The sequence below is a fragment of the Bacillus sp. A015 genome, assembly GCF_053851875.1.
On the sequence record NZ_JBSPZB010000002.1, the window covers coordinates 107,356 to 130,570 of the forward strand.

Genomic DNA, 23,215 nt, shown 5'->3' on the forward strand with positions numbered 1-23,215 from the left:
GTATTCTCAATCACTTTACAGTTGAAATGTGAATTTAAAATCATTACAATAAGGTTTGAGGAAATTGGTTTTTTATCGGTGAAACTAAAAAGGTTAAACCATTTGTTCCATCGAACAATCTGGGAGGTATTTTTTTAACATGGCAAAATATACAATTGTAGACAAAGACACATGTATTGCTTGCGGCGCATGCGGTGCAGCTGCTCCAGACATTTATGATTATGATGATGAAGGCATTGCATTTGTTACGCTTGATGACAACCAAGGGACTGTAGAAGTTCCAGAAGTACTTGAAGAAGATATGCTTGATGCATTTGAAGGGTGTCCAACTGACTCAATCAAAGTTGCGGACGAATCTTTCGAGGGTGACCCACTTAAGCATGAATAGTATAAAAGCCCCTTATACAGGGGCTTTCAGCGTGTAGACAAACCCTCGCATTCGGTGTCAGTCCTGCGTGCCGGTGCTCACGAATGTCAAATTCGCTCCGCTCCAGTACTCGTCCTTCCTAGACTTCAAAGGTTTTCTATCACGCTGAGCTGAAAAGAAGACAAAGGGCTAAAATAAAGATCATTTTAGCCCTTTGTCAACAATCTGAAAGCCCCTTATGCAGGGGCTTTTTTATATTAACTATTTTGAAGTCGGCGTTTATTTTCAAACCATGGACGCATTTTTACAAAAATGAAACTAAATACGATGGTAATGATGATCCCTTTAATAAAGTTAAAAGGTAAGATCCCTGCTGTAATGGTTGTCTTGAGCGCATGATCTGACAGTTCAGGCGCATTTAAAAACCATGTATACGCGGGAAGGAACAAGAAGTAATTTAAAATGCTCATCATCACAGTCATAAGCAACGTTCCCATGATCATAGACCATGCCATCCCTTTTGCTGATTTAATTTTTTTAAACATAAAGGCGACTGGCAAGATAAATAGTGTGCCTGCGATAAAGTTGGCGACTTGCCCAACAGGAACGCCAGACATACTGCCTTGGATGAGGTAATGCAGCACATTTTTTAATGCCTCAACGGCAATCCCTGCACCCGGTCCATAAATTAATATCGCAATAATCGCTGGAATATCGCTGAAATCAATTTTTAAATACGCTGGAAGCCCTGGAAAAGGGAAATCCAATAAAATTAAAACAAACGAAATACTACTGAGCATACTTGTGACTACTAAACGTTTTACTCTACTTTGATTCACCATTCTCTCTCCTTTTCGATCAAATCTTTCGAAAAGAGGATTGTTCAATTTTCAGCCATAAAAAAACCGCTCTTGAAAACAGGAGCGGGGAATTTAGGCTAGACAAATAAACGTGTAAACAACGATGTTTTCAACGTTTATGAACCTCCATCTTCTCCCATCCAGACTATACTGTCGGCTTCGGAATCACACCGAATCCTGCCAAAAAAGGCTCGCGGGCTTAGAGACTATGCTCATCACCGCCGGTAGGGAATTGCACCCTGCCCCGAAGATTGATCATTATTCAATTCGACATCATTATATATGATATATGAGCATTTGTACAGATAAAAATCCTGAGCAATTTCATCAGTTTTAAGAAATCGTAAAAAACGTAAAAATTATAATGACAAATGCGCAAAAATTGGTTATCTTTTGTTTAAAGGTGTCCATTCTTTATAAAGACACTAAGAAACGTTCGTGTTTTCTTTTTCGCTTTACTGCTTTAATTTGATTGACACAGTGAAAAGGAATATGGTAAATTATCAGATATTTATGACGTTTATTTTAGGAGGAAATCTTACGATGTTTCGAGTATTAGTCTCAGATAAGATGAGCAATGATGGTCTTTTACCACTTTTAGAATCAGATTTTGTTGAAATTGTCCAAAAAAATGTAACAGAAGCAGAAGATGAATTACACACGTTTGATGCCTTACTTGTCAGAAGTGCCACTAAAGTTACAAAAGAACTTTATGAAAAAATGACTTCATTAAAAATTGTTGGCCGTGCCGGTGTGGGAGTAGACAATATTGATATTGATGAAGCGACAAAGCATGGCGTCATTGTCATCAATGCACCAAACGGTAATACGATCTCAACAGCAGAGCATACGTTTGCAATGATCTCATCTCTCATGCGTCATATTCCGCAAGCCAATATTTCTGTTAAATCAAAAGAATGGAACAGAGGCGCATATGTCGGTGCTGAGCTTTACGGAAAATCTCTTGGGATTGTTGGCTTAGGTAGAATCGGAAGCGAAATCGCCCAGCGTGCAAGAGCTTTTGGCATGACTGTCAACGTGTTTGACCCATTCCTCACAAAAGAACGTGCAGAGAAAATCGGTGTCAATGCCAAATCACTTGATGAAGTACTCGAAGTATCAGATATTATTACTGTACATACCCCATTAACAAAAGAAACAAGAGGACTTCTAAATAAAGAAACGATTGCAAAAACGAAAAAAGGCGTTCGCCTGATTAACTGTGCACGCGGCGGCATTATTGACGAAGGTGACCTTCTTGAAGCACTTGAAAGCGGCCATGTCGCAGGAGCTGCACTCGATGTATTCGAGGTAGAACCGCCTACCGATAATCCGCTTGTAGATCATCCGCATGTCATTGCAACTCCGCATCTTGGTGCATCTACAAAAGAAGCACAATTAAATGTAGCGGCTCAAGTATCTGAAGAAGTGCTTCAATTTGCAAAAGGACTTCCTGTCATGTCATCTATCAATCTACCAGCGATGACAAAAGACGAGTTCAAAAAGATTCAGCCTTACCATCAATTTGCAGGGAAACTTGGACGTCTTGTCTCTCAATCCATGAGAGAACCTGTCAAAGAAGTGAGCATTTCTTACGAAGGCTCTATCTCAAAACTCGAAACATCCTTTATTACAAAAAGTTTACTGTCTGGCTTTTTAAAAGAGCGCGTCGACTCAACTGTGAATGAAGTAAATGCTGGGATGGTAGCGAAAGAACGCGGCATTAGCTTTAGTGAAAAAATTTCTTCCAGCGAATCTGGTTACGAGAACAGCATTTCAATTGAAGTCAAAGGTGATCTTTCAACCTTTACTTTAAAAGCAACCTATATCCCGCATCTAGGGGAACGCGTTGTGTCTATTAATGGATTTAATATTGATTTTTACCCAGATGGACATCTTGTCTACATTCAGCACACGGATGCACCTGGTGTGATTGGTCAAGTTGGACAGATTTTAGGCGACCATGATGTCAACATTGCGACAATGCAGGTAGGACGTAAAGAAAAAGGCGGCGAAGCTATCATGATGCTTTCCTTCGACAAGCATCTTGAGGATGAAATTGTCCAAAAATTAACTGAAGTACAAGATATTCTTTCTGTACGTCTGATCGACCTATAAAAACAACGGTAAACCTCATGCAAAAGCCATGAGGTTTATTTTGTTGAAATCATTAAATGCTCACCCGTTCGAATGACATGAGTTGTGAGCTCATTGATCTTTTTCAATTGATCCACGGTCATCTGGTGTGCTTTAGCAATCGACCAGAGGGTATCTCCTTGTTGGATGACATATGTATGTTTTTCATGTCCGTTTACATGAAGGGCTGGCTCTTGAAAACGATCCCTCGCGATGATGGTGAGTGGGTCGACCGCATCTTCTTTGCTCACTGACCAATGGCCGCGGTGCACCTCAAAATGCAAGTGAGTGCCTCTAGAGGCCCCTGTGTTGCCTATGATGCCGATCGGCTGTCCTGCTTGTACATGGTCTCCATTTGTAACATAGCGCTCGTGTAAATGGGCATAGACGGTTTCATACCCATTTGGGTGCCGAATAAACACGACTTCTCCATATGTAGCAGATACATAAGAACGAGTAACCACCCCTTCGCTTGCAGCAAAAATGGATTCTCCTTCTGGCGCAGCAATGTCTAATCCCTTATGAGAACCACCTCTTGTCCCAAACAAATCGGTAACCTCTCCTTTCACTGGTTCCACCCATTCGGTTGTTTTCTGTGCATGTGCAAATGGTGATAAAATAAGGAGCAAAAAACAGCTGGCGCATATGAAGCAATATCTTTTCATCAGTGACTCCCCTTCTTTGAGGTTCTTTTCATGACAGCTTAGTATACAGCAAGGATGCCCTTTTCTATACATCAAAAAAGAACGCAATATGTTGCGTCCTTTAACGATCTTTTATGACAACTGGATTTGGCAGAGCCGGCACCTCTATTGGTTCTTTTAATTCATATGGTCCTACTTGATCTGTCCCTGCATTTTGAATCGTGACATCTGTAAAACCAAAATCTTTCGCTGTGAGCAGCAGACCTTCAATAAGTAGAATATGATCAATTGAGTCCGTTAATTGTGCTGATGCTCCAAACGTGATGGTCACATGTTTTCCTTTTGATGTCACTTCTTTAATTGGTTCTTCTTTAATTAATGGATCAAGTCCTGCATCGCTTGCCCGCGTCATGGCCTCTACCGCATCTTCATAAGATGAATAATGAGTTTTTGAGGGCACCAAAAATGTCCCGCTCTTATTCTCTAATACGTAATAAGCGTGCCTTGTTTGTTTATCAATTGAAATCGTTCCAATGCTTCCATTTGCCCCTAATTGAAGATGAGAGCCTTTGACTGACTTGACTTGCACTTGGTTATATCGGCTCCATTTCAGTGTTTCTTTTACCATGTCTTTAAACCGGTTGGCTTCTTTTAATGTATCAAGAGACAAATCACTTTTTAGCTGAAAGACCAGCGTATCCCCTTTTTCACTAATATCCACCATATCAATATAAGATTGAAGAGGCTTTGTCATGTCAGGCAGCTGCACCTGTTCATATGTGCTCAGCATTGCCTGCACATGGTCGTGCTCATTCTCTTTTTCAATACTAATCGGGACAACTTGAGAAGTCGATTCATCTATGTATGCAATCGTCATATACTTTTGCTGGTCAGCATTCGAAACAACATGTGAGGGCTCATTTGTATGTTTTACCGCCTCTAATGTTGCATTCACCTGCCCTTTGTCAGCACTCGATTCCATCTTTACTCGCTTCATATCGTGAGCAGCCGGCTGAAATAAATAAGGAGAAATCAAAAACGCCATAAATAAAACCACAACGGTAGCCACCGCTGGACCGATCCATTTGACACTTTTCTTTTTCTTCCCGCTTGCCAGCAGCATCTGCTGATAAATCTGCTTAGATGAACGGTTGTCCTCCACCTTTGGAAGCTGACTTAGTAACACCTTGATTCGTTCTTCGCTCCAATCGGACCTGTTCGTTTTCATTCACTAGCTCCTCCTTCAAAAGCTCCATATGTTTTCGGAGCACTTTCAGGCCTCGGTGCTGAGTTGTTTTGACTTTGCTTTCCGAGAACTTTAACGCCTTTGCTGTCTCCAAGATTGAGTAGCCATGGATAAACCTTAAAATGATGACAGCTCTTTGATCAATGGTGCAATGATCAAGTGCGGCATAGATTTCTTTTACATTTTCATCCTGTACAGCCAGTTCATCTGGGAGTAAATCTGGATCTTTCACATCCTGCTTATCCCAATCAAACGTGCCGAGCACCCGTTGTCTAATGGTTTGCTGTTTGCGAAACCAGTCAATCGCCACATGCCTTGCAATTGAAAACAGCCATGTTTTCTCGCTGCTTCTTCCTTCAAAAGTTTTATATGAGTGAAGTACCCGAATGTAAACCTCCTGAACGAGATCCTCTGCCTGATTTTTATCTTTTACCATATAAAATAAAAACTGGTACAAATCTTGATGGTACGAATCATATATTTTTTGAAAGGTTTCATGCATAGGAAACCCCTCCGTTCACTTATTTTTGTCGAGTGACTCTTACAAAACGTTACATTACAACTTTATGACAAATATATTACAAGTACAACAATTTGGAAAGGGCTTTTTGTTTAACTTCTCCTTAAAAATATGAAAACAGAAAAAACACTTCGTTTTCTTTCGAAAAGAAGTGTTTCTCATGTAACAAGATTCTTCGTCAAGATTAGACGAGTTCCTGCCTTTTTCTAGGGATATAGAAGGTAAAGTGTGTACCTGTACCGGCTTTGCTGTGTGCATGAATGGAGCCTTGGTGTGCCTCTACAATGTTCTTCACAATCGCAAGACCAAGCCCAGTACCAGAACGACCTCTCGTTCTTGCTTTATCCGCTTTATAGAACCGTTCGAAAATAAATGGCAGATCCTCTTCTGGGATTCCGCTGCCCGAATCTTTCACATCCATCTTCAGCCCGTTCTCCACCGATTGAACTGAGAAATGAACCTCTCCGCCCTCTGGTGTATGACGTATGGCGTTATCAATGAGATTGGTGAAAACCTGCTCAATCTTATCTGGATCGAATACAAAGTGCGGTTCTTCCACTTGAATCTCATACGTGAGGTTGATTTGTTTTTCTTTCGCAATACCTAGAAACTTACGATAGATTTTCTCAATCAGCTCTTCTGTATTTGTTGATTCAAGATTAAGCGTTATATGACCAGTTTCCATCCGTGCTAGATCCAGAAGATCATTCACAAGACGCCCCATTCGAAGTGATTCGTCATAGATAATTTGCGCAATTTCTTTCTTTTCCTCTTCTGAACCAGCAATGTCATCTACAATGGCCTCACTATATCCTTGCAGCATAGCAATTGGTGTGCGAAGTTCATGACTAACATTGGCAATGAAGTCTTTTCTCAGCTTATCGAGTCTTCGTTCCTCTGTCATATCGCGAAGTACCGCGACTGCTCCCCTGACATCCTGCTGATTATAAAGCGGAGACATGAGAAGAACCCAAGTACGACCTTGCAGCGATACTTCGATCATCTGCTCTTTTTCCGTGCTGACGGCTGTATGAAACAGTTCTCGCGCTTCTGGCGGCAGTTCATCTCCATCTTTGATCTTCATATTTTGCTCGTAATACCAAGCCTGCAAGAATCTTTCTGCAGGAGGATTGGTCATAAGGATCGTTCCATCAATATTGATGGTGATGACGCCATCAGCCATACTGCTTAGAATGTTGGACAAATGTTCTTTTTCTTGATTTAAGGCTGTAATATGAAATTTAAGCTGCTTCCCCATTTGATTAAAGGCGATAGCCAGTTCGCCAATTTCGTCTTGCGTTAAAATAGGGATTTTTGTATCGAATTTCCCTTTCGCTAAATCCTGCGCTCCTTCTCTCATCTTTCTCAGAGGGTAGGTGACACGTGTAGATAAGAAGAAAGCAAATATTGTGGTAAGAACGATCGCAATTCCGGCAGCTAAGAAGATATAACGCGTCGTATGTTTGGTTGTTTGTTCTACAGCGAGGAGTGACTGAGAAAGAAAGACCATGCCTTTTTTTCCGTTTGCCTCAAAAGGAACACCTACTACAATTCGTTCATCCTTCTGGTTGCCTGTATCAGGTTCTGCACGTTTACTGATTTTCTTTCGGTCTTTGAGTGCCTCGTTCAAATCTTTGTCCGCTTCAATTTGTTCCTTTGTGATCGCAGGAAGCTTTCCGCCTTTTTCAGACGAATACCATTCTAGACCATCTTCTTGAATTATCGCAATACTCGTCAATTTGTCAGCAAGCTCTGACGTAATTGACCTTGCAAGCGATTGATCCTCATGTCTTTCTAAAATGACCGCTACTTTGTTTGCCATTTGTGTTAAATCAGACTTTGCTTCTTCCACATGATAATTCTCAATGAATTCTAAAAGAAGCACGGTCAAAATAGATAAAACAATCAGGACGAGGAAGAGAATGGTTAACCATAGCTTTCCTACGACACTTTTCCAAAGCTTCATTCAGCGCCGACCTCAAATTTGTACCCGACACCCCATACAGTCACGATTTTTTTCGCAGCTTCTGGGGACACTTTATTCAGTTTTTCTCGAAGTCGTTTCACGTGGGTATCTACCGTTCTCAGATCACCAAAGAATTCATATTGCCACACTTCTTTTAAAAGCTTCTCGCGGTCATAGACCTTATCTGGTGTTTTCGCGAGGAAGTATAAAAGCTCATATTCCTTCGGCGTGAGGCTTACTTCTTTACCATCAGCTGTCACTCTATGTGCATCATGGTCAATAGATAAATGAGAAAACACAAGCACATCCTTTGTTGTGGTCCCAGTATTGAGATAAGACGTTTGAGACGATCTTCTAAGCAATGCCTTCACGCGTAAAACAACTTCACGCGGGCTGAAAGGTTTTACAATATAGTCATCCGTTCCTGCCTCAAATCCTTGGACACGGTTCGCTTCCTCACCTTTTGCCGTCAGCATAATGATTGGTGTGGCTTTTTTATCTCGAATTTGATTACACACTTCAATCCCATCTGTGCCAGGCATCATTAAATCAAGCAAAATGAGGTCATAATCCGTTTGAAGCCCTTTTTGAATCGCCTCGTCCCCATTTTCCGCTTCATCGATTTCATAATTTTCACGTTCTAAATACATTTTTAAAAGGCGGCGAATTCTTGCCTCATCATCTACGACTAATATTTTCGTTTGAGTTGTGTGTTCCATTAGACAATCCTCCTGCTTTCTCCGTTGTTACATTCATTTTAACAAAAAGCCGAATTGAATCATAAAGGCTGGCCTTTTTCTTGTGATTATGCGTAAGAATGCAGTCCCGCAATCACAAGATTGACAAAGATGAGATTAAACATAATAATGGCAAAACCGATCACGGCAAGCCAAGCGGACTTTTCGCCATGCCAGCCTCGCGATAACCGAAGATGGAGATAGGCTGCATAAAAGAGAAACGTAATCAATGCCCATACTTCCTTCGGGTCCCAGCCCCAAAATCTTGTCCATGCAATTTGCGCCCAGATCATCGCAAAGATCAGTCCACCTAACGCAAATACAGGGAAACCAATGGATACAGCTCTGTACCCAATTTCATCGACTAAATCGAGATTTATCTGTCTCACGAGCGGTTGAAGCAGAGCACTTAGTCGCTTGCGAACGATCAATCTAAGCAGTCCGTAAATGATCAGCCCGACGCCAAAGGACCATAACACTGTATTGACCTTTCTGCCTGAAAAAACAGGTGGTAAATCAACGAAAGGCTCCAATCGATCTTGCGTCACAAGTTCCCCTTTATGAGGCCCGACTAAGGCTGGCATCTCATAAACCATGACACTTTCTTCTTTATTTTTATCTACCCAATTAAACTTCGCTTCATATCCTGTCATTCTAAAAACTGAAGTGACAGCGATAAACGAAAGTGTCACCACAATCATAAACATGACAAGCTCTAAACCAAACGTCTTCTTCCCTGGCTTTGTTTGATCGACATGCTTTAAAAGGAAGATGACACCTGCCACAAAACTGATCGCTAAAATGGCTTGCCCAAGTGCTGCTGTTGTCACGTGAATGTATAGCCAATTACTTTGAAGTGAAGGAATCAGCGGTGAAATATCTGATGGAAACATGCTTGCATAGGCAATAATCAATAAGGCTATTGGAAGTGTGAATAACCCAAGTACAGATACTTGATACACAAAATATAAAATGATAAATGCAAGCACCAGCATCATACCAAAAGCCGTTGTGAACTCAAATAAATTACTGACTGGTGCATGACCAGACGCCATCCATCTTGAAATAAAATAACCAAATTGGCTCAAAAAACCGATGATGGTGAGCGTAATGCCGATGAGTGCCGCCTTATTTCTGCGCGGTCCATCCTCTTTCTTTTTTCCTTTAATGGCACCGCCAAAAAAAGGAACTGCCGCTAAATAAAATAGAAAAGCTGCAAATAACAGATTTTCACTGACTGCCGCCATCTAATCCCTCCCCCTTGCTTTTGCTGATACTCGTTGTATCAGGCAGTTCTTTTTGATCAACTGGCTGTTTGATGCCACTGCCACTCAGTAACACATTGAGATCGGACTTTAATCCGAACCAGTTTTTGTTTGTGTGTCCTGCCACAAATACTTTTCCGTCCTTTGCCGACAGCCAGATTCTTCTATGCTGCCAGTACATCCCCTGCACGACACCAATCATGAAGATGATCCCGCCAACGATTAGTATCCCAAGTGTTAAGTCTTTTCTAACGGTCAATCCTGTTACGTTTTTCGTTTCAACACGATCAAACTTCATCTTATATATATTGTTATCAGAACCCTCTACTGTCTCTTGAATGGCCACAAAGCTTTTTTCACCTTTAGGTTTTTCAGGAGAAATCATTTCAAACACGAAAGCAGGATTATTCGGATTCCTTGTTTTCGTACTTGGCGTTCCATCTTCGTCAAAATAAAAATCAGGCAAATAGCTCATCACCTTGACTTTGTAACCGCTACCAAGATCATATTCTGACTTAGGCTCCAGCAGATTAATCTTCACTGTTCCAAAAGATTTTTCTGTATCTTTTCGAATCAGCTGAAAGACCATTTGATCGAGTTCATTTTGTTTAAAATCCACTTGATATAATGAGAAATTGTCAAACTTGAGCGGTTCGTTCACTTTAATATCGTGTTCTGTTACCCGCTTCAGCTTGGGCTTTTCACCAAAAACAACGTCCCCTTCACGTTTGTATAATATGGCATCGGTTTTATAACTTTTCACCACTTGACCGTCGCCAGCTTTTTCAATGGCATTTTCAAACACTTCTTTTTCATTTCCAGATTCATAACGATCAATTGAAAACGCATTATTTTTCAAGAAGTATTGACCATCCGTGCCAGGGATCGGTGCTGTTTCGCCTTCTCTCACCCACAGCGTTTCATCGACATACATGCCTGGGACAAACCGGAGCATCGAGCCAATGAGAAAGATAATTAATCCGATGTGATTGACGTAAGGTCCCCAGCGTGAAAAGCGGCCTTTTTCAGCTAAAATATGTCCATCTTCTTCTCGCACGCGGTAACGCTTTTGTTTCATCGCTCTAACGATGCCTTCATATGTATGCTGATCTAATGTTTTGTCTGTTTCGCTGAATAGACGCTGCCTTCTCATAAAGCTTTCTTTTTTGACAACACCTTGATTTTTGAGTGCCCGATAAAGAGGAATGACCCGGTCGAGACTGCAAATCACAAGTGAAATTCCAATAGAGGCTACAAGGGCTAAGAACCACCAAGAATTATAAAGATCATGGAATCCAAGTATGTAATATAGCTTGCCAAACGATCCATATTGCTCTTCATAATAGGTGGAAGCTGATGCACCTGGCGGAATAAATCGCTCCTGCGGAAAAATGGTTCCAAGCGAGGAAGCTAAAAGTGTGATGACAATCAGCCACACACCTACTTTAACGGAAGAAAAAAAGTTCCACACTTTATCAACAATCGTTTTGTTGTACGTTTGCGAGCGTCTCGCACTGCCGTCATATCTCATATCTAGCAGCTTTGAAGAGTTTTTCTCTTTTGCCACAATGGGATTCCCGCATGATTCACATAGAACAGTACCGATTGGATTAATATGTCCACACTCGCACTTTACCTCTTTCATTCTATGACCCCTTTGGTTTAATCAAATTCATATATTCATAGACATTACGTTCTGTCATGGTTCCCTTTATGACTTTGATTACCTTGCCTTCAGAATTAATTAAAAATGTGGTTGGCAACGGCGTAATATCATATGCCTCTGTGACTTGCCGGTCTTTGTCCATGGCAACCGGAAAATTCACACCATAGGCATCCATAAAATTCTTAACGGCAATATTTGATTCCCCAACATTCACTGCAACAATTTCCACACCGCGATCCTTGAACACTTGATATTGATTCGCCATATAAGGGAATTCTTGTTTACATGGACCGCACCATGTACCCCAAAAATTCAGGAAGACGCCTTTGCCTTTTAAGTCCTTTAATTCAATCTGCTCCCCATCCACAGATTGAAGGACAAAGTTAGGTGCAATAGATCCTTCTTTGACTTGATCCTGTTTGGCAAATACTGAGTTATACATTGTATAACATAGTGCAGCAAGCATCACGAGGAGAATGCCCGTCCGTATGAAAAATCGTCTTTTCTTCATCTGAAATACCCCTTCCCCTTAGACATCCAGGTAAATTATAGCATTCTCCTTCTTTTGATGCTTCTTCATTTTTTGAAGTTTATGTGAAAATTAGTTAGCACTTTTCCCGTGATCAGCAATCGCTCTTAGGCGCTTTACTTCATGCGGAGTTAATTCTCTGCGCTCTCCCGGTCTCATGCCTTCAATATGAAGGAATGCATATTGCTCTCTTTTTAGCTTTAAAACGTCATGACCAATCGCTTCAAACATGCGGCGCACCTGTCTGTTTCTACCTTCATGAATGGTTAATTGAACAATAGATGTTTGCTTTCGTTTATCAATAGAAAGCATTTTGGCACGAGCACGTGCTGTCTTTTTATGATCTAGCATGATCCCTTTTTCGAGCTTTCTGAGCAATTCCTTTGAAGGGATACCTTTTAGCTTCGCTGCATACGTTTTATCAATTTCATATTTCGGGTGCATGAGCGTATGGGCAAATTCGCCATCATTTGTAATCAAAATCAAACCGCTCGTATCATAATCTAAACGGCCGATTGGATAAAGGCGCTGCGGGACATCATCAAAGAAGTCTGTGACAACTTTACGTCCTTTATCATCCTCGGCAGCTGAAATGACGCCGCGCGGTTTATAAAGCATAAAGTAAACCGGTTCTTCTCTTTCTAGCTTTAATCCGTTGACTTCAATTTTATCTGAAGAGCCCACTTTCACTCCAAGCTCTGTCACTGTTTGACCATTAACGGTAACTCGTCCTTCTTTAATTAATTCTTCAGCCTTCCGCCTAGAAGCGACGCCGGCATGTGCAATTACTTTTTGTAAACGTTCCATTTATCTTTCACCTCATGTACTATCTTACTTGCTTGACTTAAAACAAACAAGCATTCGTCGAAAAATAAGCGTTTCGTCTGTCTAATTTCAGCTAAAAAACTGTTTTCCATCCATTAAATACAAAAAAGCGCCTGATTAGGCGCCGCTAAATAACAAACTGACGATAATAACAGATGCAATGACACCAATGAGATCTGCTAACAGACCTACTTTCAGCGCATCTCCCATTTTTTTAATACCGACTGCTCCAAAATAGACCGTTAAAATGTAAAGAGTGGTGTCTGTTGATCCTTGCATGACGGCTGCGAGCTGGCCAATAAAAGAATCTGGACCATATGTCGCAATTAAGTCTGATGTCATGCCGAGTGCAGCTGTTCCTGATATCGGACGAATAAACGCAAGCGGCACCAACTCTGTAGGAAAGCCAATCGCTGTAAATATGGGTTTTAATAACCCCATGACAAAGTCAAGTGCACCTGACGCACGAAATATCGTTATGGCTACAAGCATGCCAACTAAATATGGAATGATTGAAAAGGCAATCTGAATGCCTTCTTTCCCGCCTTCCACAAATGTTTCATAAGTCGGTACTTTTTTGATGGTTCCAGCAATCAAAATGCCTGCGATGATCAGTGGAATCAAAGCAAGTGAAAGCCAGTTAATAAATGCCACAAGATCACCCCCGCCTGCTTCTGCGATAGTGGAAATAGCGATCAATGATAATCGCACCGATTCCTGAAATAAGTGTCGCCAAAATGGTTGGTCCAACAATGTCTGTTGGCTGATCTGCGCCATAGGTCATTCTAATGGCAATGACGGTTGTTGGCACAAGTGTAATAGAGGATGTGTTGACAGCTAAAAATGTAATCATAGATCGGGTCGCCTCATTTTTCCCGCCATTTAATGTTTTCATCTGCTCCATCGCCTTAATTCCAAGCGGTGTAGCGGCATTCCCGAGACCAAAGAAATTCGCCATGAGGTTGGACAGGATATACCCCATTGCTGGATGATTAGGAGGAATATCTGGGAATAGCTTTGAAATAAAAGGGCGGCACAATTTACTAAAGAAGTTTAACAGACCCGCTTCTTCTGCAATCTTCATCAGTCCGAGCCAAAAAACAAGTACACTAATCAGACCAATTGAAATGGTGACCGCTTCTTTTGATCCCTTAAATACAGCTTCATTCACTTCCTGCATCGTTCCGTTAAACATCGCATAAACAAGCCCGATGACAGTGAGAAATACCCAAATTAGATTGACCATGAAGATCCGCCTATAGATGTCTGAAAGACAGACTTAAACATTTCTTGAAAGCTTTTTTGAGGCATTCGGTTGCGTTTATTTTCATAAAAAATCGGTACTTGCTCGATCACCTGACCATCTAATAAGAACGTCATTTTTCCTACGACATCCGGGATGGCTTCGGCGTTTTTTTCCCATTTCTTTTCAGGGGTGAGCATTTCAGTTTCAATCTCCACTAGTTTTTTCTCATCTTCATTTAAAAAATAGTCCACATCACGCTGAATAAACGCTTTTTTTTCGTAAAAGGTCCCTTTTAACGAAGCAAGCCTTCCCTTTTCAGCAAGCACATACGTTTTGTAGTGATCAAATGCATACTCAAACATAGAGATATGATCTTTCCAGTCATCCGGCGCATTAATGGTCACAGCAATTAACGCAGCATCCCCTTTTGCAGCTGTGGAGACGAGCGTGCGTTTTGCAAGCTTCGTATATCCTGTTTTCCCTCCAGTCGAATATTGATATAAACCGGTGAGCAGCTTGTTTTTATTTTTCCAATAGCCTTCCATTGTCTTCGCTTTATAGAAAGTCGTGCCGGCAATTTTTTGATATTGTTTATGCTCCATAGCGTATTTAGTTAAAATCGCCATGTCATAGGCTGAGGAATAATGGTTTTTATGATCATCGAGCCCATGTGGATTTTGAAAATTCGTATTTTCCATTCCTAGTTCAGACGCCTTTTGGTTCATCATAAAAATAAATCCTTCTAAGCTGCCGCCAACATGTTCAGCAATGGCAACAGCTGCATCATTTCCAGAACGCAGCATCAGCCCGTACATCAGGTCTTCTAAGCTCACCTTCTGCCCTTCCTTTAAATAGATCGATGAGCCCTCCGCTTGAATCACCCGTTTTGATATTTTGACGGTGTCTTTCATTTTTCCTGATTCAATGGCTAATACAGCCGTCATAATTTTTGTAATACTGGCGATTCTCCTTTTTTCGTGCTCGTCCTTCCCAAATAGGACTCTGCCTGACTGTCCATCTATTAAAATGGCGCTTCTTGCACTCACCGATAACGATATGTCTGCTTGAGCAGCTGAGGAAAAAGGCAGTAAGAGTGTAAATAGAAGAAGGACTGCTGTTCCAATTTTTAAATAGGGCATGTTCATTCACGTCCTTGTCCGTTTTGTACAAGTGTATGCGCGGCTGAAAAAGTTATGATGCCTCGTCCATAAAAAAAGCGCCTCTATATTTAGAGCCGCTCAGTGTGTAGACACACCCTCGCATTCGGTGTCAGTCCTGCGTGCCGGTGCTCACGAATGTCAAATTCGCTCCGCTCCAGTACTCGTTCTTCCTAGACTGCAAAGGTTTTCTATCACGCTGAAAAAAAGAAGACAAAGGGCTAAAATAAAGATCATTTTAGCCCTTTGTCAACAATCTGAAGCGCCTCTATATTTAGAGTCGCTCAGCGTGTAGACAAACCCTCGCATTCGGTGTCAGTCCTGCGTGCCGGTGCTCACGAATGTCAAATTCGCTCCGCTCCGGTACTCGTCCTTCCTAGACTTCAAAGGTTTTCTATCACGCTGAAAAGAAGACAAAGGGCTAAAATAAAGTTCATTTTAGCCCTTTGTCAACAATCTGAGCGCCTCTATATTTAGAGTCGCTTTTCATTCTTGCTTATACCATTTTCATTTGCTGATGAGATGTTGTATATTCTAGCTCTTCTCTCATTGCTAAAAAGTCTTTTTCTAATGAAGAAAATAATCGCTTTACATCAGCCGATACTTCATGGCGGAAAACAATGCTGCTTTTCCCTGTGTAGGCCGAACGGCTATCTTCATACCATGTATCCTTTTTCGGCGTAAAAAATTCTTCAATACATTGATGATAAATACGGTGAAGCATCTGCTGAGCCGCTTGCTGCGGGAATGTCTGCTGCTGGCCGATTTTTTTGCAAACTGCCGCTGCATCCTCGCTATACACTGCAAGCTTCCGTAATGTACTCAATATGTCACAATAATAGGCTTCCGCTTCGGGGTTTAATCGTTTCAAGCTCGACAAGGTAGCTTCGTTCAAAAAACCATTCACTTCAGTTGCAACCTTTAATAAAAAGACGCCTGCTTGATCAACTTGAGCCTTTACATTCATATGTGCCATTTGTTTCGTGTTTACCTTCCCCTCATGGCTTTGTCACCATTTTATCTTTCATTAAAAGATTTTAGACCTAAAATCTTCAGATTAAAGAGAAAGTGGGGGTTTTCAAGACAAGGTGTCAACAAAGCCCTCATTTTTGTCTTTTTAACTGTTCACGAAACGATATATGGTGTTTTTCGCTTTCGTTACATTCAATATACGGTGTATCTAGACCTTCAAAAAAACTGTCGAGATTTTCTCGACAGCCTGAAGATTTTAGACCTAAAATCTTTTTTATATTTTATCATACATTTTTCCTTATTTTGAACTATTTTATCTCTTCAAATGTTTGATTGAAGTTTTCAAAAAATAGATCAGCCTCTTCTTGCACACCATCTGCTTCAACATTCTCTGGAAGCGGTGGTAATTCATCTAGGGCTTTTAAGCCAAATTGCTCTAAAAAGGTAGGCGTTGTGCCATAAAGAATCGCTCGTCCTGGGCCATCGGCACGTCCAACTTCACAGAGCAGCGCTTTGGCTACTAGGCTATGAAGCACCCGCTCTGATTTGACTCCCCTGATCTCCTCTACCTCACTACGCGTGATCGGCTGTTTATAAGAGACAATTGCAAGCACCTCCAGCGCGGCCTGTGACAAACCTTTGGAAGGTGTCTCTACTAATTTTTTTAAATAAATGCTGTATTCTTTTTTAGTCAGCAGCATATATGAATCTGCATATTCGATGAGCTCAATCCCACGTTCTTGTTTTTGATATTCTTCCTTTACGGCAGACATCATATCGAGTAATGCCGCCTCATCTACTTCAAGAACAGACATGAGCTGCTTTCTTGTTAAGCCTTCGTCACCTGCTGCATACAGCAGCGCTTCTAAGATGGCTTTCCAATTCACGATATCAAGCGTCATGAATCGTTTCACTCCCTATAATATAAATGTCTTCAAAGTTCCCTTCCTGCTCTAACATGATGTGATGACTTTTCATCAATTCGAGAACAGCAAGAAACGTCACGACAAGGTGTTCCTTTTGATCATGTTGAAATAAAGTCATGAAATTGGTCCGTTTTTTTGTTTTTCTTAAATGGTTCATAATCTCATTCATTTTGTCTTCAATCGGAATTTCTTGTCTTGTAATTTTTGATGGAGCTGGTTTCGTTATTTTTTTTCGGTTTAATACCTTTTGAAACGCACCTAACATATCATACACCGTTACATGTAAGTTTGTGTCCTTTGCTTCCGCTTCTTTTGCAAATTCACTTAAATCACTCGGTGGTTTTGTAAAGGCATTTTGCCTTTCTTCTTCGCGCTCCTTTAGTTCTTGCGCTGCATTTTTATACTTTCGGTATTCAATCAATTTGCCAATCAGCTCTTCTCGAGGATCCTCTTCCTCTTCGAGCAGGTCTTCATCAAATAGCTCTTCCTCTTGTTTCGGAAGAAGCATTCTGCTTTTAATACTTAGGAGGGTTGCAGCCATCACCAAATATTCACTCGCAACGTCGAGCTCAAGCTCCCTCATCGTGTGGACATATAATAAATACTGCTCCGTAATTTTCGCGACGGGAATATCATAAATATCAATTTCCAGACGGTTGATTAAATGTAAAAGCAAGTCCAAAGGACCCTCAAACGAATCTATTTTCACCTGATATTCCAGCATTCTTTTCTCACCATTTCTACTGTCTTCTAAGTACCGTTTCACCGGCTAACCTTAAGTATAAGACAGGATAAAGCTCTCGTCCAATATAATTTCGACCATGATGCCCTAGACAAAACAAGAAAAACAGTGGAATCGCCCATACCAATGAGGGCACTTATACATAGAATACCATTGTAATCAGAACTGATGAAAAAGGAGGCCGTATCATTATGGGAGATGGCTATAACTTCGGCGGAGGATTCGCACTTATTGTCGTGCTTTTCATCTTGCTGATCATCGTTGGCGCGGCTTGGGTTTATTAAAGAAACAGCGCGTCCTTTCACTAAAGGGCGCTCTTTCTTCTTTTCTTTTCGGTGTGTTAGACTGATAGTGGAAAAGGAGATGACCGCTGTGTATCCTGAAGCGTACGTGGCTTTTTTACACGAATTTCATACGACAAGAGATTATTTTGAGTGTCATGAAATTCTTGAAGAATATTGGAAGGAAGATCTCCCGGAGCAGCGCAAAGCATATTGGGTTGGTCTGATTCAGCTTGCTGTTGCTTTGTATCATCAAAGACGGGGAAATGGAAAAGGAGCGAAACGGCTCATTTCAAACAGCCTTCACTTGTTAGAAGCAAATCGGCCAGTTTTATCGAACCTAGGTCTTGATGATGAGGCGTTTATTTTGCTTCTTAGAACACTGAAAAAGAAAATGGATGAAGACAGGCCCTATGAGAGTGTGATGCTTCCAATCAAAGATCAAGCGCTTCTTTCTTTATGCAGAGAAATGGCTCAAAAAGAAGGATTGACCTTTGGACAGGAAAGTAACTTATCCCACACGTTTTTAATCGAAAAACATAGACTGCGTGACCGGACAGATGTATTGCTTGAACGGGAGAAGCAGATCAAACGTAAAAAAAGCAGAGGACTGTAGCCTCTGCTTTTACATGTGTGATATTTAATTTGTTTCACTGTGACACTTATGAAAGAAGCCTTGCGTTAATTCATTTGGAATGAGTGTTTTGGTTTTGAATACCTCTTCCACGGCTAAAACCATTTCCTTGCCGATTCCTTGATCACGATGGGATGGATTGACGCTAATATGCTCGATTTGCACTTGGTCGTCTGTTTTCAGCACACCAATGGCACCTACGATATCCTCGCCATCTTTCCAAAGGAACAGCTGCCGATCTTCATCCATTTCATATGACTTCATCGTCTGCTGAAGCTGTTTGACGTCTTTCTCACCCGGCATAAAGGACAGAAGTCCCATGGCAATTTTTTCAAAAGACCTCTTGTAACGAATTAACATATATACCCCTCAATATTAAAATTGTCCTATTTTCCAGCAAATGTCTTATGAATCATTTGCTCATCACACATTATAAACATTTTCATGCCGTTTTTAAACTCTTTTTCATTAAATTAACGAAACGTTCGATTTAGGTTGGCCATTTCAATGGCAGCTGCAGCCGATTCGCTGCCTTTATTTCCAGCTTTTGTACCGGCTCTTTCAATGGCTTGTTCAATGGATTCTGTTGTCAGTACACCAAAGATAATCGGTACCCCTGTTGAGATGGCACTTTGAGCAATTCCTTTGGCCGCTTCGTTACAAACATAATCATAGTGAGTTGTTGCGCCTCGGATCACTGTTCCAAGTGTAATGACCGCATCGTATTTTTTTGTTTCGGCTAGTTTTTTTGCCATATACGGTATTTCAAAAGCGCCCGGTACCCACACAACATCGATATCGTCACCGTTTGCTCCGTGTCTAAGCAATGTATCTTCTGCTCCATCTAGCAGCTTACTTGTAATAAAATCATTAAATCTTGCCACTACGATTGCAAATTTTAGTCCTTCTGCTACTACATGCCCTTGTATTGTATTCATATGTTCATCATCCTTTTTTGTGATTTTTATTTTGTTTCCATCGTTTTTGTTTGATTATTGTTTAAATGTGTCTGCAATGCTTCTATTGTAAGCATCTTTAAATCATGTTCTTTTTGAATCTCCTTCAGTTCAGGGACGCGCGCCATTGATCCATCTACATTCATAATTTCACATATGACACCCGCTGGCTCTGAACCCGCAAGCTTAGCAAGATCAACGGCCGCCTCTGTATGACCCGGTCTTTCTAGTACGCCGCCCTCTTTTGCAATGAGCGGAAATACATGACCTGGGCGGGCAAACTCTTCTGGTTTTGCGTCTTTATTTAACATGGCCAACATGGTGGTTGAGCGCTCAAAGGCACTAATACCGGTCGTCGTTGACGTATGGTCGATGCTCACTGTAAACGCTGTATGGTGTGCATCCGTATTTCGCTCTACCATTGGATGCAGGTCCAGGTGTTTGGCAATCGACGCATGGACTGGCGTGCAAATGAGACCTCTTCCATGTAAAGCCATGAAGTTAATGACTTCCGGCGTTGCATGCTCAGCAAGTGCCACAAAGTCTCCTTCATTTTCTCTGTCTTCATCATCTACTACGATAATGATTTCTCCTTGTTTGAGGGCATTTACTGCCTCCTCAACTGAATGATACATACAATCGCCTCCTAGAATCCGTGCTCTTTTAAAAATGATGGGGTCAATCGGGATGGCTGCTTTCCGTTTGGCTCTTTTGTTAAAAAGCGATAAATATACTTACCGATCATGTCACACTCTATATTCACTATATCCCCCATAGATTTAGTCGGGAAAATAGTTCCTTCAAGCGTATGAGGAATAATAGAGACTGTGACGTGTGCATCACGCAAATCGAAAATGGTCAAGCTGACACCATCTATCGCAATTGATCCCTTTTTGGTGAGCATGTCTGTGAGGGTCTTTTCCATCTCTAAATCATAGTAAATGGCATTACTCTTCTTTTCTATTCGGGTAATGATCGCCGTCCCATCGACGTGGCCTGATGCAAAATGGCCGCCGAATCGTCCATTCGAGGACATCGCTCGCTCTAAATTGACTGGACTGCCTGATGTAAGGTGATCCAGCGATGTGGCTTTCACCGTCTCAGGCATCACATCTGCCGTGAACTGTTCTTTTGTAAAGCTTGTGACTGTGAGACATACGCCGTTGATCGCGATACTATCTCCAAGATGAACATCTTCTAGCACACGGCTGCACTTTATGACAATTTCCATGGCATCTGCTGACTTTTTGCTTAATGACTGGACTGAGCCAACTTCTTCAATAATTCCCGTAAACATGTGATCCTCCCTTTCTCTTTCATTTGTATTTCTCACTTTATCAAAAAGCGATGTTAGGGACATGTGATCGATTGAGCACCTTCGTCGCTTTTTATGGTCCATACAAGGTAAATGAGGGATCACCTAATAACACTGCATGCCGTCTATACTCATGTACATACAGAAAGCCCCGGAAAAAATTCCGGGGCTGTGGTTTTTTTGCATTAGAAATAAAACTATGATCAACAAATATTTTTCATTCATAGCTTTCTTTATCCTTCTCCCATCCAGACTTTCACTGTCGGCTTCAGCTTTTCACTGAATCAACCGTTAATAAATTAACGGGTCACGGGCTGTAAAGCATTTGCTTTATTACCGTCGGTCGGGATTTCCACCCTGCCCCGAAGGATACAATCGATATTCAGCTGTCCTTAGGGGCTATTATAGCGATCCTTTTTGACAAATGCAACAATCAAGATTTCCCTACATATTTTATAAAAAAAGCCTCCTTATAGGAAAGGAGACATGTTAATTAACGACTTTTACTACTTTTATAAGACCATCTATTCTTTTTTCATTACTAAAGTAGGCTTTAATACGATCACCTTTCTTCAAATCAGCGACATCATCTTCAAATTTCTTTCCATTAAAAATGATTTTCGTGCCGTTTTTCGCTTGACCGTAATATTCATCTCCATCAATTTTCGTAATGGTATATTCATAGATTGTGTAATCTTTATCATTATTCGTTAAGCTTTCGCCAATGGCTATTGGCACATCTTCAATTTTCATGCCATTCATGTATAAATAACCTGCGCCTAAACAAAGCAGTAAAACAAATAAGATCGCAATTTTTAATTTAATTTTCCCCATATTTAGAACCTCCATCATCTGCACTTCGCCTTTTTGTATGTTTTATTCCTTATCATGATGAAATAAAACCAAAAGAGCAATTTTTCATTAATGGTTACTTATATAACGATTGAGACGGACCTTTGGTTTCCACCTTTTAATCATTACATATGATACGAATATGCGTTCTTTTTTAAGGGGGTATCTTTCCTTTTTATCATTAGTAAAACACACACCAAAAGAATGTAGGCTTTTTGATTATACTCTTTTTTCGAGTGCGAATAGGTCTTCCTCTAACAATTGTGATCGCTGAACAGCGATGTTGCGACTGTCACGAACCCCTTGATTATAATAGTAGCTTCCAAGATTTTTTGTGATAAATTCTAGTATATTGATGGCAGCTAATTCACCAATCTCTTCTTCTCGTTCTTCGGCAAAGTAACGCTGAATGTCAATCATCATTTGATTTTTTTCTTCTTTTGTTAATGGTTTCAAAGTATCTCCTGCTTTCTTTCAGCATGACCACACGCTTTCATGATTTGCAGATGTCACTCGTGTTTCATCTGTATGGTTGACAACCACAAGTGCGAATGTTTGTTCTGTTATCATACCACAGAAACAGGTTCTGTGCATGGTTGTTCAAAAAGAAAAAGCGCATTTTGAAAAAAATTGATCAAAATACGCTTTTAAAATGAAGATATAAATCAAAAAACACCGCAATTAAGCGGTGTTTTCAGATTGTTGACAAAGGGCTAAAATGATCTTTATTTTAGCCCTTTGTCTTCTTTTCAGCGTGATAGAAAACCCTTGAAGTCTAGGAAGGACGAGTACCGGAGCGGAGCGAATTTGACATTCGTGAGCACCGGAACGCAGGACTGACACCGAATGCGAGGGTTTGTCTACACGCTGAAAACACCGCGATTAAGCGGTGTTTTGGATTAAGCATCTACAACTTCGACTTTTTCCATACCTTGGCCTTGCTCCATATCAAGAACAGCCTCGATACCAGATGTTACCTTACCAAAAACAGTGTGCACGCCATTTAAATGCGGCTGCGGGTCATGTACGATAAAGAATTGGCTGCCGCCTGTGTCTTTACCAGCATGCGCCATTGATAATGAACCTCTTTCATGTTGATGAGGGTTTCCTTCTGTTTCACATTTAATTGTGTAACCAGGGCCTCCAGTTCCATTACCGTTTGGGTCGCCCCCTTGGCTGACGAAGCCTGGGATCACGCGGTGGAATTTCAATCCATCGTAGAAGCCCTCATTTGCTAGTTTTTCAAAGTTTGCTACTGTACCTGGAGCAGCCTCTGGGTAAAGTTCAAACTCAATTTTCTTTCCATTCGTTAATTGTATGTATCCTTTTTTCGCCATTTTTCACATTCTCCTTTCAGGTTAAACAACGCTCAT

27 protein-coding genes and 2 riboswitches are annotated in these 23,215 nt (G+C 41.0%); of the genes, 4 read left to right on the forward strand and 23 right to left on the reverse strand.

Annotated features, from left to right (window positions below; genetic code table 11):
* Positions 1 to 139: 139 nt before the first annotated feature.
* Complete coding sequence (locus ACSLGF_RS02120; RefSeq protein WP_003215700.1) at positions 140 to 388, forward strand: ferredoxin; 249 nt, start codon at positions 140 to 142, stop codon at positions 386 to 388.
* 236 nt (positions 389 to 624) lie between these two features.
* On the opposite strand, the gene ACSLGF_RS02125 is transcribed toward ACSLGF_RS02120, so the two are convergent.
* Positions 625 to 1,209 carry an ECF transporter S component gene (locus ACSLGF_RS02125; RefSeq protein ID WP_456002058.1) on the reverse strand — a complete coding sequence of 195 codons (585 nt, stop codon included), beginning with the start codon at positions 1,207 to 1,209 and terminating at the stop codon, positions 625 to 627.
* Between the two features lie 142 nt (positions 1,210 to 1,351).
* A riboswitch (FMN riboswitch) is annotated at positions 1,352 to 1,483 on the reverse strand.
* Between the two features lie 287 nt (positions 1,484 to 1,770).
* Between ACSLGF_RS02125 and serA the strand changes: the two genes are divergently transcribed.
* Positions 1,771 to 3,345 carry a phosphoglycerate dehydrogenase gene (gene serA / locus ACSLGF_RS02130; protein WP_456002061.1) on the forward strand — a complete coding sequence of 525 codons (1,575 nt, stop codon included), beginning with the start codon at positions 1,771 to 1,773 and terminating at the stop codon, positions 3,343 to 3,345.
* A 35-nt stretch (positions 3,346 to 3,380) separates the two neighbouring features.
* Here the strand turns inward: serA and ACSLGF_RS02135 are convergent, their stop codons facing one another.
* The 15 genes from ACSLGF_RS02135 to ACSLGF_RS02205 all read right to left on the reverse strand — a co-directional run bounded on the left by ACSLGF_RS02135 (position 3,381) and on the right by ACSLGF_RS02205 (position 17,786).
* Positions 3,381 to 4,028 (reverse strand): peptidoglycan DD-metalloendopeptidase family protein, encoded by a 648-nt coding sequence (locus ACSLGF_RS02135; RefSeq protein ID WP_456002064.1) that lies wholly within the window; start codon positions 4,026 to 4,028, stop codon positions 3,381 to 3,383.
* Between the two features lie 100 nt (positions 4,029 to 4,128).
* On the reverse strand, positions 4,129 to 5,235 hold the full coding sequence (locus tag ACSLGF_RS02140) for a sigma X negative regulator (protein ID WP_456002067.1): 1,107 nt from the start codon (positions 5,233 to 5,235) through the stop codon (positions 4,129 to 4,131).
* Positions 5,147 to 5,755, reverse strand: coding sequence for an RNA polymerase sigma factor SigX (sigX, locus tag ACSLGF_RS02145; RefSeq protein ID WP_099728825.1), 609 nt, complete (start codon positions 5,753 to 5,755; stop codon positions 5,147 to 5,149). Before sigX ends, ACSLGF_RS02140 begins: the two co-directional genes overlap by 89 nt.
* A 202-nt stretch (positions 5,756 to 5,957) precedes the next feature.
* The gene (locus ACSLGF_RS02150; protein ID WP_456002070.1) at positions 5,958 to 7,739 is read right to left on the reverse strand and encodes an ATP-binding protein; all 1,782 of its coding nucleotides are present in this window, start codon (positions 7,737 to 7,739) and stop codon (positions 5,958 to 5,960) included.
* Entirely contained in the window at positions 7,736 to 8,458 is a 723-nt protein-coding gene (locus ACSLGF_RS02155) for a response regulator transcription factor (RefSeq protein ID WP_003215596.1), read from the reverse strand. The genes ACSLGF_RS02150 and ACSLGF_RS02155 overlap by 4 nt, the downstream gene beginning before the upstream one ends.
* Before the next feature lie 86 nt (positions 8,459 to 8,544).
* Positions 8,545 to 9,723, reverse strand: coding sequence for a c-type cytochrome biogenesis protein CcsB (gene ccsB / locus ACSLGF_RS02160; protein WP_456002074.1), 1,179 nt, complete (start codon positions 9,721 to 9,723; stop codon positions 8,545 to 8,547).
* Positions 9,707 to 11,386 carry a cytochrome c biogenesis protein ResB gene (gene resB, locus ACSLGF_RS02165; RefSeq protein ID WP_456002077.1) on the reverse strand — a complete coding sequence of 560 codons (1,680 nt, stop codon included), beginning with the start codon at positions 11,384 to 11,386 and terminating at the stop codon, positions 9,707 to 9,709. Before resB ends, ccsB begins: the two co-directional genes overlap by 17 nt.
* A 1-nt stretch (position 11,387) precedes the next feature.
* Positions 11,388 to 11,918, reverse strand: coding sequence for a thiol-disulfide oxidoreductase ResA (gene resA, locus ACSLGF_RS02170; RefSeq protein WP_456002080.1), 531 nt, complete (start codon positions 11,916 to 11,918; stop codon positions 11,388 to 11,390).
* 90 nt (positions 11,919 to 12,008) lie between these two features.
* The gene (gene rluB / locus ACSLGF_RS02175) at positions 12,009 to 12,743 is read right to left on the reverse strand and encodes a 23S rRNA pseudouridine(2605) synthase RluB (RefSeq protein ID WP_249705727.1); all 735 of its coding nucleotides are present in this window, start codon (positions 12,741 to 12,743) and stop codon (positions 12,009 to 12,011) included.
* A gap of 135 nt (positions 12,744 to 12,878) precedes the next feature.
* Positions 12,879 to 13,415 carry a spore maturation protein gene (locus ACSLGF_RS02180; RefSeq protein WP_099726779.1) on the reverse strand — a complete coding sequence of 179 codons (537 nt, stop codon included), beginning with the start codon at positions 13,413 to 13,415 and terminating at the stop codon, positions 12,879 to 12,881.
* Positions 13,416 to 13,419: 4 nt separating this feature from the next.
* On the reverse strand, positions 13,420 to 14,007 hold the full coding sequence (locus ACSLGF_RS02185) for a nucleoside recognition domain-containing protein (protein WP_456002083.1): 588 nt from the start codon (positions 14,005 to 14,007) through the stop codon (positions 13,420 to 13,422).
* Complete coding sequence (locus ACSLGF_RS02190; RefSeq protein WP_456002086.1) at positions 13,995 to 15,146, reverse strand: D-alanyl-D-alanine carboxypeptidase family protein; 1,152 nt, start codon at positions 15,144 to 15,146, stop codon at positions 13,995 to 13,997. The genes ACSLGF_RS02185 and ACSLGF_RS02190 overlap by 13 nt, the downstream gene beginning before the upstream one ends.
* A 514-nt stretch (positions 15,147 to 15,660) precedes the next feature.
* Positions 15,661 to 16,140, reverse strand: a complete 480-nt coding sequence (locus tag ACSLGF_RS02195) for a YpuI family protein (RefSeq protein ID WP_456002089.1) — start codon at positions 16,138 to 16,140, stop codon at positions 15,661 to 15,663.
* A 304-nt stretch (positions 16,141 to 16,444) separates the two neighbouring features.
* The gene (scpB, locus tag ACSLGF_RS02200) at positions 16,445 to 17,038 is read right to left on the reverse strand and encodes an SMC-Scp complex subunit ScpB (protein WP_099726775.1); all 594 of its coding nucleotides are present in this window, start codon (positions 17,036 to 17,038) and stop codon (positions 16,445 to 16,447) included.
* On the reverse strand, positions 17,028 to 17,786 hold the full coding sequence (locus ACSLGF_RS02205; RefSeq protein WP_099726774.1) for a segregation/condensation protein A: 759 nt from the start codon (positions 17,784 to 17,786) through the stop codon (positions 17,028 to 17,030). The genes scpB and ACSLGF_RS02205 overlap by 11 nt, the downstream gene beginning before the upstream one ends.
* Positions 17,787 to 17,995: 209 nt before the next feature.
* On the opposite strand from ACSLGF_RS02205, the gene ACSLGF_RS02210 reads away from it, so the two are divergent.
* Both ACSLGF_RS02210 and ACSLGF_RS02215 read left to right on the forward strand, forming a co-directional pair.
* Positions 17,996 to 18,088 (forward strand): YjcZ family sporulation protein, encoded by a 93-nt coding sequence (locus ACSLGF_RS02210; RefSeq protein WP_012010430.1) that lies wholly within the window; start codon positions 17,996 to 17,998, stop codon positions 18,086 to 18,088.
* Between the two features lie 88 nt (positions 18,089 to 18,176).
* Positions 18,177 to 18,701, forward strand: coding sequence for a DUF309 domain-containing protein (locus tag ACSLGF_RS02215; RefSeq protein ID WP_456002092.1), 525 nt, complete (start codon positions 18,177 to 18,179; stop codon positions 18,699 to 18,701).
* A gap of 24 nt (positions 18,702 to 18,725) precedes the next feature.
* Here the strand turns inward: ACSLGF_RS02215 and ACSLGF_RS02220 are convergent, their stop codons facing one another.
* The 7 genes from ACSLGF_RS02220 to ACSLGF_RS02250 form a co-directional block, all read right to left on the reverse strand.
* Complete coding sequence (locus tag ACSLGF_RS02220) at positions 18,726 to 19,079, reverse strand: GNAT family N-acetyltransferase (RefSeq protein ID WP_034318785.1); 354 nt, start codon at positions 19,077 to 19,079, stop codon at positions 18,726 to 18,728.
* A 113-nt stretch (positions 19,080 to 19,192) separates the two neighbouring features.
* Positions 19,193 to 19,657 carry a 6,7-dimethyl-8-ribityllumazine synthase gene (gene ribH / locus ACSLGF_RS02225; RefSeq protein ID WP_034318783.1) on the reverse strand — a complete coding sequence of 155 codons (465 nt, stop codon included), beginning with the start codon at positions 19,655 to 19,657 and terminating at the stop codon, positions 19,193 to 19,195.
* A 26-nt stretch (positions 19,658 to 19,683) separates the two neighbouring features.
* Positions 19,684 to 20,310 (reverse strand): 3,4-dihydroxy-2-butanone-4-phosphate synthase, encoded by a 627-nt coding sequence (ribB, locus tag ACSLGF_RS02230; protein ID WP_456002095.1) that lies wholly within the window; start codon positions 20,308 to 20,310, stop codon positions 19,684 to 19,686.
* Positions 20,311 to 20,321: 11 nt separating this feature from the next.
* Positions 20,322 to 20,972: a riboflavin synthase gene (ribE, locus tag ACSLGF_RS02235; protein WP_456002098.1), complete on the reverse strand. Its 651-nt coding sequence runs from the start codon at positions 20,970 to 20,972 to the stop codon at positions 20,322 to 20,324.
* 250 nt (positions 20,973 to 21,222) lie between these two features.
* Positions 21,223 to 21,364, reverse strand: a riboswitch (FMN riboswitch).
* Positions 21,365 to 21,479: 115 nt separating this feature from the next.
* Positions 21,480 to 21,824 (reverse strand): hypothetical protein, encoded by a 345-nt coding sequence (locus tag ACSLGF_RS02240; protein WP_456002101.1) that lies wholly within the window; start codon positions 21,822 to 21,824, stop codon positions 21,480 to 21,482.
* A 237-nt stretch (positions 21,825 to 22,061) separates the two neighbouring features.
* Positions 22,062 to 22,298, reverse strand: a complete 237-nt coding sequence (locus tag ACSLGF_RS02245) for a DUF2164 domain-containing protein (RefSeq protein WP_099726770.1) — start codon at positions 22,296 to 22,298, stop codon at positions 22,062 to 22,064.
* 443 nt (positions 22,299 to 22,741) lie between these two features.
* Positions 22,742 to 23,179, reverse strand: coding sequence for a peptidylprolyl isomerase (locus tag ACSLGF_RS02250; RefSeq protein ID WP_008359679.1), 438 nt, complete (start codon positions 23,177 to 23,179; stop codon positions 22,742 to 22,744).
* Positions 23,180 to 23,215: the final 36 nt, after the last annotated feature.

Coding starts and splice junctions, on each gene's coding strand:
- ACSLGF_RS02190 (WP_456002086.1), bottom strand. CDS start 15,146: ATGCCCTATTTAAAAATTGGAACAGCAGTCCTTCTTCTATTTACACTC.
- ribB (WP_456002095.1), bottom strand. CDS start 20,310: ATGTATCATTCAGTTGAGGAGGCAGTAAATGCCCTCAAACAAGGAGAA.
- serA (WP_456002061.1), top strand. CDS start 1,771: ATGTTTCGAGTATTAGTCTCAGATAAGATGAGCAATGATGGTCTTTTA.
- ACSLGF_RS02150 (WP_456002070.1), bottom strand. CDS start 7,739: ATGAAGCTTTGGAAAAGTGTCGTAGGAAAGCTATGGTTAACCATTCTC.
- ribH (WP_034318783.1), bottom strand. CDS start 19,657: ATGAATACAATACAAGGGCATGTAGTAGCAGAAGGACTAAAATTTGCA.
- resA (WP_456002080.1), bottom strand. CDS start 11,918: ATGAAGAAAAGACGATTTTTCATACGGACGGGCATTCTCCTCGTGATG.
- ccsB (WP_456002074.1), bottom strand. CDS start 9,723: ATGGCGGCAGTCAGTGAAAATCTGTTATTTGCAGCTTTTCTATTTTAT.
- ACSLGF_RS02155 (WP_003215596.1), bottom strand. CDS start 8,458: ATGGAACACACAACTCAAACGAAAATATTAGTCGTAGATGATGAGGCA.
- ACSLGF_RS02250 (WP_008359679.1), bottom strand. CDS start 23,179: ATGGCGAAAAAAGGATACATACAATTAACGAATGGAAAGAAAATTGAG.
- ACSLGF_RS02140 (WP_456002067.1), bottom strand. CDS start 5,235: ATGAAAACGAACAGGTCCGATTGGAGCGAAGAACGAATCAAGGTGTTA.
- ACSLGF_RS02185 (WP_456002083.1), bottom strand. CDS start 14,007: ATGGTCAATCTAATTTGGGTATTTCTCACTGTCATCGGGCTTGTTTAT.
- ACSLGF_RS02135 (WP_456002064.1), bottom strand. CDS start 4,028: ATGAAAAGATATTGCTTCATATGCGCCAGCTGTTTTTTGCTCCTTATT.
- ACSLGF_RS02220 (WP_034318785.1), bottom strand. CDS start 19,079: ATGTTAATTCGTTACAAGAGGTCTTTTGAAAAAATTGCCATGGGACTT.
- rluB (WP_249705727.1), bottom strand. CDS start 12,743: ATGGAACGTTTACAAAAAGTAATTGCACATGCCGGCGTCGCTTCTAGG.
- ACSLGF_RS02120 (WP_003215700.1), top strand. CDS start 140: ATGGCAAAATATACAATTGTAGACAAAGACACATGTATTGCTTGCGGC.
- ACSLGF_RS02195 (WP_456002089.1), bottom strand. CDS start 16,140: ATGGCACATATGAATGTAAAGGCTCAAGTTGATCAAGCAGGCGTCTTT.
- sigX (WP_099728825.1), bottom strand. CDS start 5,755: ATGCATGAAACCTTTCAAAAAATATATGATTCGTACCATCAAGATTTG.
- ACSLGF_RS02210 (WP_012010430.1), top strand. CDS start 17,996: ATGGGAGATGGCTATAACTTCGGCGGAGGATTCGCACTTATTGTCGTG.
- resB (WP_456002077.1), bottom strand. CDS start 11,386: ATGAAAGAGGTAAAGTGCGAGTGTGGACATATTAATCCAATCGGTACT.
- scpB (WP_099726775.1), bottom strand. CDS start 17,038: ATGACGCTTGATATCGTGAATTGGAAAGCCATCTTAGAAGCGCTGCTG.
- ribE (WP_456002098.1), bottom strand. CDS start 20,972: ATGTTTACGGGAATTATTGAAGAAGTTGGCTCAGTCCAGTCATTAAGC.
- ACSLGF_RS02205 (WP_099726774.1), bottom strand. CDS start 17,786: ATGCTGGAATATCAGGTGAAAATAGATTCGTTTGAGGGTCCTTTGGAC.
- ACSLGF_RS02240 (WP_456002101.1), bottom strand. CDS start 21,824: ATGGGGAAAATTAAATTAAAAATTGCGATCTTATTTGTTTTACTGCTT.
- ACSLGF_RS02125 (WP_456002058.1), bottom strand. CDS start 1,209: ATGGTGAATCAAAGTAGAGTAAAACGTTTAGTAGTCACAAGTATGCTC.